Genomic DNA, 18,641 nt, shown 5'->3' on the forward strand with positions numbered 1-18,641 from the left:
GCCGTTTACTGACGCCATTGCCGCCCAACCACGTATGCCACACACCTTGAGAACTTCAGCACGTACCCCCGTCAACCGTCCCGTCGTTGTCGCAACGCCGGACGATTCGCCACTGAGCAACCTTCCATCAGCTGTTGTAGTGGCGGGCAGTCTCGGCACGAGCAGCCGCGTCACGACGCTCCTTGACCATCCGCGCCAAGCCACCCGAGGCCGACGGATGATCCGCCAACCACCGATCAGCCTTCTCTGCGACATCGCCATCCGGGAACAACCCGACGACCAGACGCTGGGCCATCTCGATCGGGAACTCCTGCCAGATCTGTTCGAGGTCGTCAAAGTAGGAGCCATTGAGACCGGCAAAGGTCTGGGTTCCCAGCGGGGTGCGCAGACCCTCGATCAGAGCCAAGCAGTGCTCATTGGACAACTCGCCAGGAGTGCGCAAGCGCCGGTACGCCTGCTGCTTAGCATCGTCGTCGGGGCGGGCTGTCAGGGCAGCCATGTGGTGAGCGACACCGGTCTTGGTGTGGTCACGCTCCAGCTCAGCATTCAGGTCCTCGACGCTGGCTTGACCAAGGGCCGCCAGGGCCATCCACGCCTGCCATCTCAGCTCAGGATCGACGACCAGACCCGCGACGTTGCCGTCGAGCAGGTCACGAACTCGATCAGCCGACTGCGGATCAGCTGCTGAGAGGGCCAGCGCGTGGCGAACCCAAATGCGCTGCAGATCGCTGCCAGGCTCAGCCCCGTCAAGACCCTGCCAAGCCCGGGCAGCCTCGGTCCGACGCGCGGTGTCACGGGCGGAATCGGGCAGATAGGTCTCCACAGCCGACCGCAGCTGTTGCAAGACAGTGGTGAGGATGGCCGGCTCGGTCTCCTTGGGGCCGTGCAAGGCGGCGGCGTCGAGGTAGTCCTGAACCTTGAGTTTGGCGTCGCGAACAGCGTTCCACAGCATGGACCACACCAGGGCGCGGGCCAGCGGGTTCGACAATCCAGACAGGTGCGCGAGCACGGTCTGAGTACCAGTGGCCCCCAGACGCACCTTGGCGTAGGTGAAGTCGTCGTCGTTGATGAGGACAAGGTCCGGAACGGGCTTTCCAACTGCCTCGCGCACCGGAGTACGCGGCGAGGACAAGGTCACATCAATGAGGTCGGTGCGCACCAGATCGTCTCCCCGCAGGGAGTACAGACCGACGCGCAGGGTGTGGGGACGGCTGACGTCACGACCGGTACGCACGTCAACAGAATCACGCACCACCGCGAGTTCCTGGACAACACCGTCGTCAGCGGTGAGTTCTGGCAGCAGGACGTCGGGGCCGGCGGTCTTGAGCCAGGCGTCCACCCACGAGGTCAAGTCCCGACCACACGCCTTCTCCAGATGGCGAATGAGGTCGTCGAGGGTGGCTGACGAAAAGGCCAGCTCTCGGAAGTAGTGACGGGCCGCGCTGAAGAACTTGTCGACGCCGACGTGAGCAACAAGCTGTTTGAGTACAGACGCGCCCTTGGCGTAGGTAATGCCGTCGAAGTTCTGGCGTGCGGCCTCCAAGTCGACGATATCGGCGACAATCGGGTGGGTGGTCGACTGCTGGTCCGCAGTGTAGGCCCAAGCCTTGCGACCGACGGCGAAATTCGTCCACGCCTCGCGGTATTCGGTGGCGTTGACCGAAGCGTGAGCGCCCATGTATTCGGCGAAAGACTCTTTTAGCCACAGGTCGTCCCACCACTTCGGGGTGACGAGATCACCGAACCACATATGTGCCATCTCGTGAAGGATGGTGTTGGCACGCCCGGCAAGCTCGGATCGAGTAGCCGGGCCACGGTGAATGTAGTCCTCAGTGAAGGTCACCAGTCCCGGATTCTCCATCGCACCAAGGTTGTACTCAGGAACAAAGATCTGGTCGTACTTGCCCCACGGATACGGGTAGCCGAAGGCGTCGTGGTAGAAGGCTAGTCCCTGCTTGGTGATCTTGAAGATCGCCTTGTAGTCCACGTACTTGGCCAGCGAAGCGCGGGCGAGGATTCCTAGCTGGACGGACTCTGAACCGTCGCGACAGTGCCACTCATCCTCGAATCGGACGTATGGTCCAGCGGCGATGGCGGTGAGGTAGGTCGACATCCGTGGTGTGAGGGCGAAGTCGTGCAGGATACCGTCTTCCTCCTCCCTGGAATCCTCATGGACTTGGTTGGAGACGACTCGCCATCCCTTTGGAGCCACGACGTCGAAGTCGACTTTGGCTTTAAGGTCAGGTTGCTCAAAGACGGTGTACATACGTCGGGAATCGGCGGCCTCAAAGTGGGTGTAGAGATAGACCTTGCCGTCGGCTGGGTCAACGAACCTGTGTAACCCCTGACCGGTGTGCTGGTAAGGCAGTTTGGCGGTGACGATGACGAGGTTCTTGCGGTGGGTGCGCAGCCCGTGGAGCTGAATGCGCGAGCCGTCGTACTCCGGTTCGACCTCCTCACCGTTGACGATCACCGATTCGATGTCGGCGTCAAGCAGGTCCACGAAGGTATCAGACTCCTTGGAGGAGAATCGCAACCTAGTGTTGGAGGCGAAGTGGGTAGCCCCATCAGCGTCGGCTCCCCGCACGTCAATGCGGACGTGGTACCGCTCGACCTTGATGATCTCGGACCGGTGACGGGCTTCCTCGCGGGTCAGATTCATGCTCACGGCTTCCAGGGTAGTTGGTGGAATGGGCAATGCGCCGGTAACGAGCACAGCGGACCGTAGGAGTTGACCTGTTCGCCAGCACGACCTGAATCCGCAGGCCTGTGTTTCGGTGTCTCGTCACGACCCAACCCCACGCTTTGCGTCAGAACTTGCGCCAAATCTGGACGTCCCAGTGGTAGTTGCGCCAGATTTGCGCAGTTGCGCCAGAAACCGAACACTCCAGTGGCAGCTGCGCCAATTTTGTGCAGTTGCGCCACGTTTGCACGACGCAGGTGTACAAACGTGGCGCAACTGGCCAGCGGCGGGCGACATCAACCCCGCCGTCAATCCCGCCGACGCACCCGGTAGCACGCCCACCGTGAGTGAACCCCTTCCGGTCGAAACTCATGCCCACTGCGTCTGATCGAACTACCTGACCGTCCTCGTCTCCCACGCGATCTCGGTCCCCGATGACCATGACGTCAGTTCTCCCCATACTCTTAGACCCATGAGTGATGTCACGCGAAGCGATTCCACCCCCACCGGTCCCGTCCTCGCCGTCGATGCCGGACAATCCAGCACCCGTGTCCGCTGCGAACCGGGTCCTTGGGGCCAGGGTTGGATGGTCACTTCATCCGGCGTACGTACTGCCATCCCCCTCGCCCGACAGTTTGCGACAGTCATGGCTGACGTTGTGACGGCCCACCCTGAGGTCATCGGTTCCGACTGCACGGTGGCCATTGGGTCGTCGGGAGCCCGCGACGATGAAGATCCTGTTTCCATCCTGGAAGCCCTCAAACCCTACGGTGCCGCCCGGGTACTGCTGGCCCATGACTCCGTTACCTCTTACCTCGGTGCCTTGGGCGATCAGCTCGGTGTGGTGACGGCATCGGGAACCGGCGTCATTACCCTCGCCGTCGGCCACCACAATGTCGCCCGCGTCGATGGCTGGGGTTACGTCATTGGCGACGCCGGATCGGCCTTCTGGCTGGGCCGTCATGCCCTCGACGCCGTCATGCGAGCACATGACGGTCGCGGCGAACAAACCATCCTCAGTGACACTATTGGCGGTGACTTCGACGACATCGAGTCTGCTTACCTGGAACTCCACGCAGACCCACTCATGGTCTCACATATTGCCGCCTACTCTGCCAAGGTCACCGCTGCCGCCGAGGAGGGCGATCACGTCGCTCGTGGTATCTGCGTACGCGCCGCTCACGAGCTCGCCCATTCGACCGTCACGGGCCTGCGTCAGACCCATCTGACTGACTCGGACAGCCCCGCTGTTGGCCTGCTAGGTGGCGTCATGAGGTCCCAGCTCATCCATGCAGCGATTGTCGAGGAGATCTCCGTGGCGATGCCGGGAGCGCGTATCATCAAACCTCTGGGAGAAGGCCTCGACGGGGCCGCAGCACTGACAACCGTCAGCCCAGATTCCCCGCTCAGTCACCGCATCCACATTGCTCAATAACGACCGTCTCGCTCAGTAGCGACCTGCTTGCGCAGTCACAACCGGCTTGCGCAATAACAACCGACTTGCACAGTAGCAACCTGAGTCACGAGCAATCGCAGTGACGACCGAGGGCTTAGGTACCGACGAGTGCCTCTCACCGACCGTCTGGAGAGACTTACAGCTGAGCCGCCAAGAAAGCCAGCAACGACCGGAAGAACCCCAGCCCGTCAGTACCAGCGCCGGTGAGTTCCTCGACGGAATGCTCCGGATGGGGCATTAAACCGACGACATTTCCCGCCTCATTGGTGATACCAGCGATGTCGTGGACCGAACCATTCGGGTTAACGGTGTAACGAAAGACAACCTGCTTATTAGCTTCCAACGCCGCCAAGGTTGCATCGTCAGCAACATAGTTGCCCTCACCGTGCTTGGCCGCGATGTGAATGCGCTGGCTGGGTCGAAAGGCGCAAGTCCATACGGTGTCGACGCTAGCCACCTGCAGCTGCTGTACTGAACAGTGGAAACGTCGCTTCTCGTTGCGCATCAGGGTGCCGGGCAACAAGTGCGACTCACAGAGCACCTGGAATCCATTGCAGATACCGAGCACTGGCAGCCCAGCGTCCACTGCTCGGCGGATGGACGACATCACCGGTGAGGCCGCAGCCAAGGCACCGGCGCGCAGGTAGTCACCGTAGGAGAAACCACCCGGGAGAATCACGGCGTCGACCCCGGCCAAATCGGTTGAGGCGTACCACAGCGATACGGGTTCAGCCCCGGCAAGGCGCACCGCCCTCGCGGCATCCTGATCGTCAAGGGTTCCGGGGAAGGTGACGACTCCGATACGTGCCATCGTCAGTCCTCCACGCGCACGTCGAAGGACTCAATGACGGTGTTGGCCAACAGATCGGAGGCGACCTGGCGGATTTCGTCGAGACGGTCCTCCAGACCCTCGCCGGTGATCTCGAACCGCTTGCCCTGACGCACCGTCAGACCATTATGGCCAAGCCGAGCGAGCACCGACGTGATGGCCTTGCCCTGGGGATCGAGGATCTCCGGCTTAGGCATGACCTCCACCACTACATGTGACATGCCAGCAATCCTATCGGCACCATGGAGATCAGGCTCGTCGGGAACGCCGGCTGCGCCAGGAGTGTCGGGAACGTCAGCAGTGCCAGGAACGTCAGCAGCGGAAGCCGAAATCACATCCTCAGCAGTATCACCCTCGGACCTAACGGCTGCCTCCTGCCCGGTATCAGCTACCTCCTGCCCAGTATCAGGAGCGTTGAATGTCTCAGGAATCTGCTCGCCGGTCAGACGTGCCCAGGCTTCCTCGTAGCGACGGCTGGTGGCCTCGACGACCTCCGGAGGCAGAGCCGGGGGTTCGGTGTCGCTAGTGCGATCCCACCCGGACTGCTGGGTCAGCCAGTCCCGGACGTATTGCTTGTCAAAGGAGTCAGCGCCCTTACCTGGCTGCCAGGTCTCCTCATCCCAGAACCGTGAGGAGTCAGGGGTGAGAACTTCGTCGGCAAGGACGATAGTGCCGTCGGCACGCCGACCGAATTCGAACTTGGTGTCAGCAAGGATAATGCCGCGCTCACGGGCGATCTTCTCGGCGCGTTGATAGATCCGCAGCGAAAGATCACGCAGCCGCGCGGCGTTCTCGGAACCGACAAGCTTCACCAGGTGCAGGTAATCAATGTTCTCGTCATGTTCACCCTGGGGAGCCTTGGAGGCAGGCGTGAAGATGGGGTCCTCAAGCCGAGAGCCGTCCTGCAGCCCCTCGGGCAGTCGAATTCCGCACACCGCCTGATTGCGCTGGTATTCCGCCCAGCCGGAGCCGGTGAGATACCCGCGCACCACACATTCGACGGGGAACATCTCCAGCTCCTCGACGATCATCGCTCGTCCAGCAACCTCAGCGGGGACATCCAGACTAACGAGGTGGTTGTCAACGATGTCGGCCAGCTGGTCAAACCACCACAGCGACATATTCGTCAGGATGGCTCCCTTGCCAGGAACGCCCGGAGTCAGAACGTGGTCGTAAGCGCTGATTCGGTCAGTAGCAACCATGAGAAGGTGGCCCGGCTGATCGGGAAGACGATAGAGACGACGGACCTTACCCTCAGCGAGCAACGGGAGATCGAGGTGCGGAGTGACCATGGCAGCATAATGCCACGGTTGTTGCCCCTCGACGATGTTGAGTGGCCGGATTCAGGTGGATAATAGGCATTGGCTATAGTGAATCACCCCGTGATAGGGTTTAACTATCACGTCGTCGACCAGAGAGGACTCACATGAGTCTCATCAACACCAAGATCCTCCCTTTCACGTCGAACGCCTTCCGCAATGGGGAGTTCATTGAGGTTTCCGACGCCGACATCAACGGCAAGTGGGCCATCTTCTTCTTCTACCCCGGTGACTTCACCTTCGTCTGCCCCACCGAGCTGGGCGATCTCGCTGACCACTACGAGGAGCTGCAGGCTATGGGCGTCGAGGTGTTCTCGGTGTCCACCGACTCGCATTTCGTCCACAAGGCCTGGCACTCCGACTCCGACACCGTCGGCAAGGTCAACTACACGATGATCGGCGACCCGAACCTCCAGCTGACCCGCAACTTCGACGTCGAGCGAGTGGGCGCTGGGCAGGCCGACCGCGCTACCTTCCTCGTCGATCCGGACGGCGTCATCCAGTTCTATGAGCTGACCGCCGAGGGAATTGGCCGCAACGCTACCGAGCTGGTCCGCAAGGTCAAGGCCGCCCAGTACATCTACACCCACCCGGGCGAGGTCTGCCCCGCCAAGTGGGAAGAGGGGGCTGACACCCTCGCACCGTCGATCGATCTCGTCGGCAAGATCTGAGGCTCCGACCCGAGCACCTGTCGCAGGGGTCATCGTCCCTGCGACGGGTCCCCGGACCGGCCCGTCCACATCCCCCACTCAGGAGAATCATGCTTGACAACGCCCTGACCACTCAGCTCAAGAGCTACCTCGAGATGGTGCGCGAACCCGTCGTCCTGGTGCCCTCTCCCTACCGGGGGAATGACGCCACGAAGTCGTCAAAGTCATCGCAGATGAACGAGCTACTCGCCGAGATCGCCGCACTGTCGGACAAGGTGAGCGTCGGTGAACCCGTCGACAACGACCGCACTCCTTCTTTCGCCATCACCCGCCCCGGTTCCCAGATCGACATCCGCTTCGCCGGTCTGCCGATGGGACACGAGTTCACTTCCCTGGTGCTGGCCTTGCTCCAGGTTGGCGGTCACCCCGTCAAGGAGGACGCGGCTCTCATCGACGCCGTGCGCGCCGTCAAGGGTGAGCACCACTTTGTCACCTATATGTCCTTGACCTGCCAGAACTGCCCGACGGTAGTTCAGGCCCTCAACGCGATGGCCGTCCTCAACCCGAACATCCACCACACTGCCGTCGATGGCGGCACCCACACCGACGAGGTGGAGGCCAAGGGAATCGCCTCGGTGCCGGCCATCTACCTGGACGGTGAAGACTGGGGGTCGGGCCGTATGGACATGGCCGAGATCTTGGAACGTCTTGACGCCAACGCGGCTCAGGGAGCCAAGGAGAACTTGTCCGAACGCGATCCCTACGACGTACTCGTTGTCGGCGCTGGCCCGGCTGGTGCTGCAGCTGCTATCTATGCCGCCCGCAAAGGTATTCGCACCGCCATGGTTGGGTCCCGAATCGGCGGCCAAGTCCTCGACACCGAGGCCATCGACAACCTCATCTCGGTGCCTCACACCACCGGACCCAAACTGGCTGACGCCCTACGCACCCACGTCAATGACTACAACATTGACGTCGTTGAGCGGCAAAATGCGAGTGGCCTGGAAACCACCGATGGCATGACAACGGTACATCTGACCGACGGAGATCTTCGCGCCCGCTCGGTCGTCATCGCGACTGGCGCACGCTGGCGCAACCTCGGCGTACCAGGCGAGGAGGAGTACCGCACCAAGGGCGTGACCTACTGCCCTCACTGCGACGGGCCACTGTTCAAAGGCAGGAAGGTTGCCGTCGTCGGGGGTGGAAATTCCGGCATTGAGGCGGCAATCGACCTGGCCGGGGTCGTCGACCACGTGACCGTCGTTGAATTCCTCGACGTCCTCAAGGCCGACGACGTGCTGCTGCGTACCCTCACATCCCTGCCGAATGTCGACGTCATCACCTCGGCCCGCACTACGCGAATCTTGGGAGACGGCTCCAAGGTGACCGGGCTGGAGTACGAGGACCGCATCAGCGGTGAGATCAGGAGTATCGAACTGGCTGGGGTTTTCGTCCAGATTGGTCTGTTGCCCAACACCGAGTGGCTCGACGGTGCCGTAGAGCGCACCGAACGTGGTGAGATTGTCATCGACGAGCGCGGTACGACATCGGTGCCTGGCGTGTTCGCGGCCGGAGACTGCACCACCCAGCCCTACAAGCAGATCATCATCTCAATGGGGGCCGGGGCGACTGCGGCTCTCGGGGCTTTTGACCACCTCATTCGTCAGAACCCCGCACAGGACTGAGTTTGCGTGAATCTTCGCGATCTGAGATACCTCGTCGCCTTGGCCGAAGAACACCACTTCGGTCGAGCGGCGGCGTCGTGCGGCGTCAGCCAACCAACCCTGTCGACTCAAATCCACCGGCTTGAGAATGAGCTCGGCGTGCCGCTGGCCGTCAGGGTGGGACGGCGTATCGAAATGACTCCAGTGGGCGAGCGTATTACCCAGACTGCTCGCGAAATGCTGGCGCTGGCCGATGACATTCGAACATTGGCCACCGAGGAGTACGACCGGACGACCCGGCAGCTCACGGTTGGTGTCTTCCCGACCCTGGGGCCGTTCCTCTTGCCTCGCGTTATTGCCCGCTTCGACCAGCACCAACCGAGGGTCAGCATCCATGTCGTCGAACAACGCACGGCGCAGCTGCTGGAGGCCGTCCATCAAGGAGACCTCGATGTCGCGGTGGTCGCTGCTCCTGTCCAGGACGAGACGCTGACGGCAATTCCGGTTTTTCGGGAGGAGTTTCTGTTGGTGACGGGGGCCGACGATGAGTTGGCCCGCGAGAAGGGGCCGATCGATCCCCATGAGGTCTCCACCGATGGGCTGATCTTGATGTCCGAAGGGCACTGCTTACGCGACCAGGTGCTCGAGGTGTGCAGTCCATCGCACCCGGGGCCACCGGACGCTCTGTCAGTAGGATCTCTCGCGACGATTCGCGAGCTGGTCTCGGTGGGCGCAGGACGAACGCTTATGCCTCGCAGCGCAGTCTCGGCCCCCACCCCGCAGGACCCCCGTATCGTCATCCGGGAATTCACCCAACCCCGGCCTCACCGCGACATCGTGGTGTGCGGCAGGCCTACCGCCATGACGCGGCCATCGGTTCTGGCCCTGGTCAACATCCTGCGCACTCTGCCTGGCGACATCGTGGAACCGCTGGGCGTCGATGGGGCGACATCGTGCTCTCACGGGCTGGGAGCACAGTCCGACCTCCGAATGCCGCTTCCGTAACGCTCGCGTCTTAGCACTGAAGCTACGAGCCGTAGCAGAACTGGCTCACTGGGGCCAGCTCAATGAGCCAGTCGTCACAACACGAGACCAGGCAGGTAGCTGGCAGCCTCCGGATATTCCCGCACGATGTCTTCAACCTTGGCGCACAGTGCCTCAACCTGGTCCTGTGCTCCACCTGTGAGGTCCAGCGGGGAGGAGACCAGACCGCGCAGCTGCTCCTTGGTCAGCGGAATACGCGGGTCAGCAGCCAGACGAGCGAACAGATCATTCTCCGTCTGACCGGTCTCGCGCATCTCCAAGGCGACGGCCACCGCGTGCTCCTTGATGGCCTCATGGGCGTCTTCACGACCAACTCCGGCCCGCACGCACGCCATCAAGACCTTCGTTGTCGTCAGGAATGGCAGGTAGCGCTCAAGTTCAGCCTCGATGACTGCGGGGAAAGCCCCGAAATCGCCGAGAATCGTCAGGAAGGTCTCGAAAGCTCCGTCAATGGCATAGAAGGAATCCGGCAAAGCGACGCGCCGCACCACCGAGCAGGAGACGTCACCCTCATTCCACTGCACCCCAGCAAGGCCAGTGGCCATGGCCAGATACCCGCGCAGAACGACGAGGAAACCATTGACACGCTCACAGGAACGAGCATTCATCTTGTGCGGCATTGCCGAGGACCCAACCTGGCCAGGCTTGAATCCCTCGGTGACAAGCTCATTACCCGCCATCAGACGAATCGACGTCGCTAAGTTCGACGGACCCGAAAGCACCTGCACCAACGCCGAGATGACCTCGAAATCCAGGGACCTCGGGTAGATCTGACCAGTCGACGTCAACACCTGGTTAAAGCCCAGATGATCGGCAACCCGCCGCTCGAGGTCGTCAAGCTTTGACGCATCGCCCCCAAGGAGGTCGAGCATATCCTGGGAAGTTCCCATAGGCCCCTTGATACCGCGCGCCGGGTAACGCTCGATGAGCTCATTGACGTGCTCCCATGCCACCAACATCTCGTCGATGGCGGTTGCGAATCTCTTGCCCAGAGTCGTCACCTGGGCGGCAACGTTGTGGGATCGTCCGGCGATCGGCTGATCGGAGTACTGGGCTGCCAGTCGAGCGAGCTGGTTCAAGGTGGCGACCATCTTGTCACGCACCAGCTTCAGCGACTCCAGCACCTGCATCTGTTCGATGTTCTCGGTAAGGTCGCGGCTCGTCATGCCCTTGTGGATGTGCTCATGACCGGCTAGGGCGTTGAACTCCTCGATTCGCGCCTTGACGTCGTGCCGGGTCACGGCTTCACGCTCGGCAATGGAGTCCAGGTCGACGTCATCGAGGACAGCCCGGTAGTCGGCCAACACCTCCTCGGGGTCGTCACCCCCGAAACTCACCCCAAGATCTGCCTGAGCTTCGAGGACGACCAGCCACAGCCTGCGTTCGGCGCGAATCTTGTTCTCCGGCGTCCAGATGGAGCGCATCGCCGCAGAGGCATAACGGGTGGCAAGGATGTTAGGAACGCTCATGAGTTCTCCCCGGCGGTCGAGTTGCTGGAATTGTTCTCGAGTTGCGGCGCGAGTTCATCGGTCATTTCATCGACGGCCTCGAGCTCAGCTGCTCGCAGGGCAATGTCTGTGCGATGGAATCCACCGCTCACCTCAAGCTGCTCGACCCTGCTGTAGGCATCGGTACGCGCGCCAGCAAGCGTCTCGCCATGGCCAAGCACGACGAGGACACGACCGCCACTGGTAACTAGCCCGTCCCCTTCAACACGAGTTCCGGCGTGCAGAACGTCCTCATCGTCAACTGGAGCAACGACTCGGCGTCCCTTCACCGGCGAGGCCGGATACCCCTCACTGGCCATCACGACTCCAACAGCAGCTCCGCGACGGAATCGCAGCCCCTCGACTCCAGACAGATCTCCCCGGGCAGCCGCCTGCATAATGTGCGCCAGCGGGGATTCCACCATGCTGAGCAGCGGCTCAGTTTCCGGGTCACCGAAGCGGACGTTGAACTCGACAACCTTCGGACCGTCGGAGGTCAGGGCCAATCCCACGTACAGCAAGCCGATGAATGGGGTGCCGCGATCTCGCATAGCTGCCAGCGTCGGGGAAATCACCGTGTTCGACACCGTTTCGACAAGGTTCTCGGGCGCCCATGGTAAAGGCGTGTATGCGCCCATTCCTCCGGTATTAGGGCCGGTTCCGCCGTTTCCGACCCGCTTGAAGTCTTGAGCCGGCTGCATGGGAAGAGCGCGCTCGCCGTCACAGATTGCGAAAAGACTCACCTCGGGGCCGTCGAGGTACTCCTCGATGACCACCTGGTGACCGGAGTTGAGGCAGTGTTCGGCATGGGCCACAGCTGCGTCACGATCTTCGGTGACGACAACTCCTTTGCCGCCTGCCAGGCCGTCATCCTTGACGACGTAGGGAACTCCGAATTCGTCGAGGGCTGCTGCCACCGAATCGAGATCCCGGCAGGAGCGAGAATCGGCGGTGGGAACCCCGGCAGAGGCCATGACTTCTTTGGCGAAGGCTTTGGACCCTTCCAGTCGAGCCGCCTGCGCACTCGGGCCAAAGCAATCTATACCGGCTTCACGCAGGGCGTCTGCCACCCCGGCGACCAGCGGGGCTTCCGGGCCGACAACGACCAGATCAGCTGCTATCTCGCGCGCCAGAGCGACGACGGCTTCTTTGTCACATGGGTCGACGGGATGGTTGGTGGCGAAAGACGCCGTACCGGGGTTACCGGGAGCGGCATGGACGGCGGCAACCTGTGGGTCACGCTGACACGCCAAGGCGAGGGCGTGCTCGCGACCACCAGATCCGAGAACGAGAACAATGCTGGGCACGACCTCAAGAGTAGAGGGTGCCTCCGACCGTTTCCCGGTCGGTCTCACGCGGCCCCGTCCGACCTTGCGATCAGAACGGGGCACAGCGTCGTCACATCTCAGTCGATGAGGTCGTTGAGCATGATGGACTGGTCACGGCCTGGGCCGACACCGATACCGGAAATCCGGGTACCGACCAGTTCCTCAAGACGCCGCACATAAGCCTGGCAGTTGCGTGGCAACTCATCGAAGGAACGGGCCTTCGAGATGTCTTCGCTCCAGCCGTCCATGAACTCATAGACCGGCTTGGCATGGTGCAGATCAGACTGGGTGACGGGCATGATGTCGGTGCGCTCGCCGTCAATGTCGTATCCCACGCACACCGGGATACGATCCCAGCCGGACAACACGTCGAGCTTGGTCAGGAACAAGTCCGTCACCGAGTTAATCATGACGGCCTGCTGCACCACAAGGGCGTCAAACCAGCCGCAGCGACGCGGGCGCTTGGTCGTCACACCGTACTCGCCACCCTCGCTGCGCAACCGCTCGCCGTCCTCATCGAACAGCTCGGTCGGGAAGGGACCCTCGCCGACTCGGGTGGTGTAGGCCTTGGCAATGCCGACAATGCGATCAATGCGCGTCGGCCCGACACCCGACCCCGTGCAGGCACCTGCGGCAATCGGGTTCGACGAGGTGACGTAGGGATACGTGCCGTGGTCGACGTCGAGGTGATGGGCCTGAGCTCCCTCGAACAGTACGACTTTGCCCTCGTCCAGGCCTTTGTTGAGCACCCGGGCAACGTCGACAACATACGGACGGATACGTTCGGCATGGGCCAGCAGACCATCTGCAACCCGCTCCGGATCAATGGAACGCCGGTTGTAGATCTTTACCAGAATCTGATTCTTCTGATCCAGGGAGGCCTCCACCTTCTGACGCAGGATCGACTCGTCGAACAGGTCCTGGACCCGGATTCCCATCCGGTTGATCTTGTCGGAGTAGGCCGGCCCGATACCACGACCCGTCGTGCCGATACGGCGTTTTCCGAGGAAACGCTCAGTTACCTTGTCAAGGGTCTGGTGGTAGGGGGTGATGAGGTGCGCATTGGCGCTGATAAGAGGGTGCGGGATGTCGATACCGCGACTGCGCAGCGTATCGATTTCGTCCGCCAGCACGTCGAGGTTGAGGACGACACCATTGCCGATGACCGCAGTGGAATTCGGGTTGAGAACACCAGAGGGCAGAAGATGCATGAAGAACTTCTCGTCACCGACAACGACGGTGTGTCCAGCGTTATTGCCTCCCGAATACCGCACGCAGTAATCAACGCGCTCGGACATCTGGTCAGTCGCCTTGCCCTTGCCCTCGTCACCCCACTGGGTACCCATGACGACGATTCCAGGCATCTGTTCCTCCATTTCCTCGCACCCGTGTGCGGGTTGTCTCCGGCTGCCAGGGCACCTGCCGCTCCGCAGCCTGGCACATTTTACGTGGCTGCTATGACATCACCGGCATCCGACCAGGACCCGGGGAGTACTGCCCGCCTTGAGCCTCATTAGGCGACAGTCGCACCGCCTTCACCACTAGCTGCTTCGCCACGGTCGTCACTTTCGGCAGGCAGGACCGGAATCTCCAGCAGGTTGAGGCTCGCCCCCTCGAGGGGCAGGCGAGAGGCCAGCGGACCAAAGTGCGGGTCCTCACGATGCCCGTCGAAGTTGACCCGCTTGTAGCCAGCGTCATCGGCCCAGCTGATGACCGACGACATCGCTGAGGCGACGGCGGCGTCACCATCAGGAGTATCAGGCTGCACAGTCTCGGCGACCACGGTTGGGTTCTCATCGACGAAAACAAAGGCGACCGCTGCCGGCTGGCCGTCGATGAGGGCGACCCGGGTCGCTTCAGCGTCAAGGTCCTCGAGTTCCTGACGCAGCGCCTCGTGTGCTGCCTCACTGTCATCGACCGGTGACCACGAATCGTGCAGCCACACGTAGATCTGTTCCCACAACGCCTCAAGCACACCAGGGGCCAACGCAGCGCCCGAAATGGCTCCGCCCGGCCCACGGCTGACCTTCGCGAGGGACTCGATGGCACGGCCGAAGTGACGACGCGGAAGCTCGAAAGGCGGGCAGGATGCGTAAACTTCGCCACCCAGGGAGAGGATGAAGTTCTCGGCGTCAGAACCGGCAATAGCCTTCGTTGCCAATGGACGCTCCACTCTCTGCTGGATCTGGCGCACCAGCCGGGTGCCGATCCGGCGCTCACGAGAATCCGGATGAATCTCGACGTCGATGAAGCGACGGGTGCGGTGGACCACCGCAAGCCAAGAAACTGCGTATCCAACAATGCGGTTCTCGTAGCGGGCGACCCGGGCAACGACGTCGGGACGATCAACCCGATCAATTAAGGAACCTGGCTCACCGAAGGTAATCACCTTGACGTCTTCGGGACGCATGTCGCGGAAAACAACGTGTTCACTCATGTCGTGCTCCTGGGTCGGGCGGCGTCTTTGACGTCGCTGTGTCTCCTATTGTCCCGCCTTGTGCAAACCTTCGTCAGGTAGGGGGTTTCCAGTGTCGCGATCATGCTCATCATGAGATAATTAATGCCATGTCAGATCCGAACAATGCTGTCCACCTGGCCGATAACCTCAACCCGGCAGCCCAACGGATGTTTGAGTGGATTCTTTCCTCGGAGCTAGCCCCAGGAGATCCCATTCCGATCGAGCAAGATTTGGCGACTCAATTTGGAATGGCCCGAGGTACCGTCAGAGAAGCGGTGCGCGAATTGCGTGCCCTGGGAATCCTGGAGGTCCGACGCGGTTTAGGCACCTACCTCTCGACGGCCTCCGCGTCGACGATTCGCCCAGGACTCGTCTATCGCAGCGCCAAGCAAATCAGCACCGATGTTGCCGGGAACAAGCACTTCACGGGGCTGCGGGAAATGGTCGAGGTTCGCGCACTCCTGGAATGCTCGCTGGTAGCCCAGGTGACCGGTCTTGTCAGCGAGGAAACCGGTCGCGAACTGCACACCCTGGCGGCGCGAATGGACAATCCCAAGGACTCTACGGCGGCGGATCGACAATTCCACCGAACGCTCTACGCCGGAGTGGAGAATCAGCTGGCCCGCGAACTCATCGACGTGTTTTGGGATTCCCTCAACCTCGCTGGTCTCCGACTGCCGCCAGCCAACACCGTCACTGCTACCCGTGCCGACCACGACCTCATCGCTGACTGCGTTGTCGGCAACGATCCCGAGGCCAGCCGTGAGGCCATGTGGAATCACTTTGGTGCTATCCGGGAGCGACTTGGCAGGGCAGGCGATAATCGCGACGCATGATCGAGAAGATCTCAATGACTCCTACATCTCGCCTTGTACCGGTACTGGAGCTTGACGGTCCAGCATCGGCGATCAACGACTCCATCGAGGTCGAGGTCACTGGCGGTCGCCTCTTCGGCAGCGTCTCGGTCGACGGCGAGTCCCGAGTCCTTGATGCCGAGGACGCACTCGGTGTTGACGACTCCGTGGTTCACTCCTCGATGACATCAGTGCCCGATTGTTCCTGAGGAGGAGCAGCCGGGCACCATCACATTCTCGCCACGAATCACACAAGGGGCGTCCTGAAAACACGACAGGACGCCCCTTCGTCGATCATTTCAGAGCGTCGCGGAACCAGCCCGTGATCGAGGTCGGGTGAGTAATCGCAGTTCCCACCACGACGGCATGGGCACCTAGATCTATCGCCCGTCGAGCCTGCTCGGGGGTATGGATACGTCCCTCGGCAATCACGGGACGGTTGCCGTCGAGCTGCTTGACGAGAGTCTCGATGACCTCGTAATCAGGCCCGTCGGTCTTGGGACGCTCACCGGTGTAGCCGCATAGCGTCGTGCCAATGAGGTCAGCTCCGGCCTCAGCTGCGGCAAGACCGTCATCGACCGACCCGCAGTCAGCCATCACGACGACGTCGTACTCCTCCTTGAGTCCCGCAATGGTCTGGGCCAGGCTCAGCCCGTCAGCGCGCTTACGGCGGGTGCCATCGAGAGCAATGACGTCAGCACCGGCAGCTGCCACGCACCGCGCGTGACGAAGAGTCGGGGTGATATAGATGCCTTCCTCACCCTCCTTCCAGATACCGATCACGGGCACACTGACGCGCCCCTTCACAGCGGAAACGTCAGAGAGTCCCTGGGCACGCACCGCGACTGCTCCCCCAGCCTCAACAGCGGCCGCCATCTGGGCCATGGTCTCCGGGTGACGCAAGGGTTCTCCCGGGTAAGCCTGACACGAGACCACGAGTCCTCCCGCCATGGAGGCGATGATCTTGGTGGTGAATTCACTCATCTTTGGTCCTCCTCACCTCGAGGATTCACGCCAGCAAGCCGACACGACGCAGCACCTCGGCCACTCTCTCGACATTTTCGCCTGTCAGAGTCGGCATGGGCACGCTCATCGTGTTGGTCTCGATGACGCCGAGAAGCTGCAACGCCGTCTTGAACGCACCCACACCGGCAGCCGGGCCGACGACACCCTGAGGTGCGTTCACGATTTCCATCAGCGCGGCAGCCTTGTCCTGCTCAGTACGGACGGTTTCCCAATCTCCCTTGCGGTATGCCTTGTACATAGCGACGTAGTTCGTCGCGTCGACGTTGCCCAGCCCAGGGACGACGCCGTCAGCGCCCGACATATACGCGCCGTCGACGACAACCTCGTGTCCAGTGAACAGCGACAGCGGGGAACCGGCGGCTCGGTTGGCCATGGCAAGACGACGGAAGGAAACGTCATCTCCAGAGGAGTCCTTGCAGCCGGCGATAATCCCTTCGCGGCCCAGTTTCATCATGAGGTCCACGGGGACCTTGATGTGTACGCATATCGGAATGTCGTAGACAAACACCGGCAACGAGGTGGCCTCATGCAGCGCCCGGAAGTGGTTTTCGACCTCGGTCAGTCCGGTAACCGCGTAGAAAGGCGCGGTGGCGACGACGGCGTCAACGCCAATCTCTTCAGCCTGGCGAATGTGGCTGATGACGCGCTGGGTTTCGGTGTCAATAACCCCAGCCAACAGTGGGACTCGGCCGTCGTTAATCCGCTTGGCCTCAGCCAAGACTCGCCCACGAGATTCGTCGTCAAGATAAGCGACCTCAGAGGACGATCCGAGGACGAAAAGGCCGTTCACACCCTGCTCAATAAGACGATTAATGAGCCTTTCATACGATGGCACGTCAAGTTTGCGATCGGTCGTCAGCGGGGTGACGACAGGAGGAATGACTCCGTGGAATTTGGTGGTCATCATGTTGTCCTTTCCTAGTTATCTCAGAGCCGACGTCACGCAGAGACCATGGCGTCGTGAATAGTGGTGATCGTGGCCAACCGCTGCTCAACACTGGCGTGCGCAGGGGTCTGGATCTTGATGCCTTGATAGGACTGCTGGCCGTGGGCGGCAGATATGAAGGCACCGACGAGTTCGGTCGTCAGCAGGCTGGTGGACTCGTCATCTTTTAGCGGCAGATGGGCGTCTCCCCAGGCTGGCCCGTACTGGGTGGCGGCGGGGCCGGCTCCCGAAACCATCACTCCGCCCAGCAGACCGGCATCGACAAGGCGAGCGACGTGGCGAGTTGGCAGATTTGGGTCATGGGACTCGACAACACTGCGCCCCCAATTGATAGTCACCCGGACGTCACTGCCAGAAATGGCGGTGATCTCGTCATCGAGGCTGAGGAATTCCTTCTCCCCCGGGCCGACTCCGCCGGTAGCGTCGCAGTGTTCGAGGACGGGAATCAGTCCAGCGTCGTCGAACACGGTGGACAGCTCAGCAAGAGAGGCCTTGAGCGCGGTCGGTTCGGCGTGATTACTGGGTGCCGAGTGGATCTCGACGAAGCGAACCACCCGGTGACCGACCATCGTGTGCAGGGAGCGCACATCGTCGACCAAGCCCGCGATCCACGCCATCGCTCGCTGGCGTCCCCCCTCATCAGGCGAGGCAAGCCCAAATTCTGGATCGTCAGCCAGATGTCCCATCGTCCCCGGAATGGCCGTCACGGCACAGTCGGTGAACCGGTCGCGCAGTTGGTCTGCCAGCCATCGCGGGTCGGCGTCGAGTCCATCGCGATACGGAATCTCGATCCCGTCGACCCACCCAGTGTCGGCCAAACCGCGATAGAATGCCTCCCGCTCAGCAACCGCCTGCGGCATAGCGGCGTAGGCTCCCACAATCGTTGGAATACTCATC

17 protein-coding genes are annotated in these 18,641 nt (G+C 61.7%); 6 read left to right on the plus strand and 11 right to left on the minus strand.

The window, feature by feature from the left end:
- Positions 1-127 precede the first annotated feature (127 nt).
- The gene (gene pepN, locus Q4B98_RS04010; RefSeq protein WP_303196098.1) at positions 128-2,662 is read right to left on the minus strand and encodes an aminopeptidase N; all 2,535 of its coding nucleotides are present in this window, start codon (positions 2,660-2,662) and stop codon (positions 128-130) included.
- A gap of 148 nt (positions 2,663-2,810) precedes the next feature.
- A complete protein-coding gene (locus Q4B98_RS04015) occupies positions 2,811-3,143 on the minus strand; it encodes a hypothetical protein (RefSeq protein WP_303195774.1) in 333 nt (110 codons plus the stop codon).
- Between the two features lie 12 nt (positions 3,144-3,155).
- On the opposite strand from Q4B98_RS04015, the gene Q4B98_RS04020 reads away from it, so the two are divergent.
- The gene (locus Q4B98_RS04020; protein ID WP_303195776.1) at positions 3,156-4,118 is read left to right on the plus strand and encodes an N-acetylglucosamine kinase; all 963 of its coding nucleotides are present in this window, start codon (positions 3,156-3,158) and stop codon (positions 4,116-4,118) included.
- Between the two features lie 157 nt (positions 4,119-4,275).
- On the opposite strand, the gene purQ is transcribed toward Q4B98_RS04020, so the two are convergent.
- Together purQ and Q4B98_RS04030 are read right to left on the minus strand one after the other, a co-directional pair.
- The gene (purQ, locus tag Q4B98_RS04025; RefSeq protein WP_303195777.1) at positions 4,276-4,950 is read right to left on the minus strand and encodes a phosphoribosylformylglycinamidine synthase subunit PurQ; all 675 of its coding nucleotides are present in this window, start codon (positions 4,948-4,950) and stop codon (positions 4,276-4,278) included.
- Positions 4,951-4,952: 2 nt separating this feature from the next.
- The gene (locus Q4B98_RS04030; protein ID WP_303195778.1) at positions 4,953-6,260 is read right to left on the minus strand and encodes a phosphoribosylaminoimidazolesuccinocarboxamide synthase; all 1,308 of its coding nucleotides are present in this window, start codon (positions 6,258-6,260) and stop codon (positions 4,953-4,955) included.
- Positions 6,261-6,394: 134 nt separating this feature from the next.
- Here Q4B98_RS04030 and ahpC point away from each other — a divergent pair, with 134 nt between their 5' ends.
- The 3 genes from ahpC (at position 6,395) to Q4B98_RS04045 (ending at position 9,606) form a co-directional block, all read left to right on the plus strand.
- Positions 6,395-6,958: an alkyl hydroperoxide reductase subunit C gene (gene ahpC / locus Q4B98_RS04035; protein ID WP_303195780.1), complete on the plus strand. Its 564-nt coding sequence runs from the start codon at positions 6,395-6,397 to the stop codon at positions 6,956-6,958.
- An 89-nt stretch (positions 6,959-7,047) separates the two neighbouring features.
- A complete protein-coding gene (ahpF, locus tag Q4B98_RS04040) occupies positions 7,048-8,622 on the plus strand; it encodes an alkyl hydroperoxide reductase subunit F (RefSeq protein WP_303195782.1) in 1,575 nt (524 codons plus the stop codon).
- A gap of 6 nt (positions 8,623-8,628) precedes the next feature.
- Positions 8,629-9,606 (plus strand): hydrogen peroxide-inducible genes activator, encoded by a 978-nt coding sequence (locus Q4B98_RS04045; protein WP_303195784.1) that lies wholly within the window; start codon positions 8,629-8,631, stop codon positions 9,604-9,606.
- A 74-nt stretch (positions 9,607-9,680) separates the two neighbouring features.
- On the opposite strand, the gene purB is transcribed toward Q4B98_RS04045, so the two are convergent.
- The 4 genes from purB to Q4B98_RS04065 all read right to left on the minus strand — a co-directional run bounded on the left by purB (position 9,681) and on the right by Q4B98_RS04065 (position 14,897).
- Positions 9,681-11,114 (minus strand): adenylosuccinate lyase, encoded by a 1,434-nt coding sequence (purB, locus tag Q4B98_RS04050; RefSeq protein WP_303195786.1) that lies wholly within the window; start codon positions 11,112-11,114, stop codon positions 9,681-9,683.
- Positions 11,111-12,430 (minus strand): phosphoribosylamine--glycine ligase, encoded by a 1,320-nt coding sequence (gene purD, locus Q4B98_RS04055; protein WP_303196099.1) that lies wholly within the window; start codon positions 12,428-12,430, stop codon positions 11,111-11,113. Before purD ends, purB begins: the two co-directional genes overlap by 4 nt.
- A 107-nt stretch (positions 12,431-12,537) precedes the next feature.
- Positions 12,538-13,836, minus strand: a complete 1,299-nt coding sequence (locus Q4B98_RS04060) for an adenylosuccinate synthase (RefSeq protein ID WP_303195788.1) — start codon at positions 13,834-13,836, stop codon at positions 12,538-12,540.
- 137 nt (positions 13,837-13,973) lie between these two features.
- On the minus strand, positions 13,974-14,897 hold the full coding sequence (locus tag Q4B98_RS04065; protein ID WP_303195790.1) for a GNAT family N-acetyltransferase: 924 nt from the start codon (positions 14,895-14,897) through the stop codon (positions 13,974-13,976).
- 116 nt (positions 14,898-15,013) lie between these two features.
- On the opposite strand from Q4B98_RS04065, the gene Q4B98_RS04070 reads away from it, so the two are divergent.
- Together Q4B98_RS04070 and Q4B98_RS04075 are read left to right on the plus strand one after the other, a co-directional pair.
- On the plus strand, positions 15,014-15,754 hold the full coding sequence (locus Q4B98_RS04070; protein ID WP_303196100.1) for a FadR/GntR family transcriptional regulator: 741 nt from the start codon (positions 15,014-15,016) through the stop codon (positions 15,752-15,754).
- Positions 15,751-15,981: a hypothetical protein gene (locus Q4B98_RS04075; protein WP_303195792.1), complete on the plus strand. Its 231-nt coding sequence runs from the start codon at positions 15,751-15,753 to the stop codon at positions 15,979-15,981. The genes Q4B98_RS04070 and Q4B98_RS04075 overlap by 4 nt, the downstream gene beginning before the upstream one ends.
- 85 nt (positions 15,982-16,066) lie before the next feature.
- Here the strand turns inward: Q4B98_RS04075 and Q4B98_RS04080 are convergent, their stop codons facing one another.
- Genes Q4B98_RS04080 through Q4B98_RS04090 form a run of 3 tightly spaced genes read right to left on the minus strand, consistent with a single transcriptional unit; the run spans position 16,067 to position 18,640 of the window.
- Positions 16,067-16,756, minus strand: a complete 690-nt coding sequence (locus Q4B98_RS04080) for an N-acetylmannosamine-6-phosphate 2-epimerase (RefSeq protein ID WP_303195794.1) — start codon at positions 16,754-16,756, stop codon at positions 16,067-16,069.
- A 25-nt stretch (positions 16,757-16,781) separates the two neighbouring features.
- Positions 16,782-17,702: a dihydrodipicolinate synthase family protein gene (locus Q4B98_RS04085; RefSeq protein WP_303196101.1), complete on the minus strand. Its 921-nt coding sequence runs from the start codon at positions 17,700-17,702 to the stop codon at positions 16,782-16,784.
- 35 nt (positions 17,703-17,737) lie between these two features.
- Complete coding sequence (locus Q4B98_RS04090) at positions 17,738-18,640, minus strand: DUF4862 family protein (protein ID WP_303195807.1); 903 nt, start codon at positions 18,638-18,640, stop codon at positions 17,738-17,740.
- Position 18,641 lies beyond the last annotated feature (1 nt).

The organism is Cutibacterium sp. (genome assembly GCF_030525615.1).
Taxonomy (GTDB): Bacteria; Actinomycetota; Actinomycetes; order Propionibacteriales; family Propionibacteriaceae; genus Cutibacterium.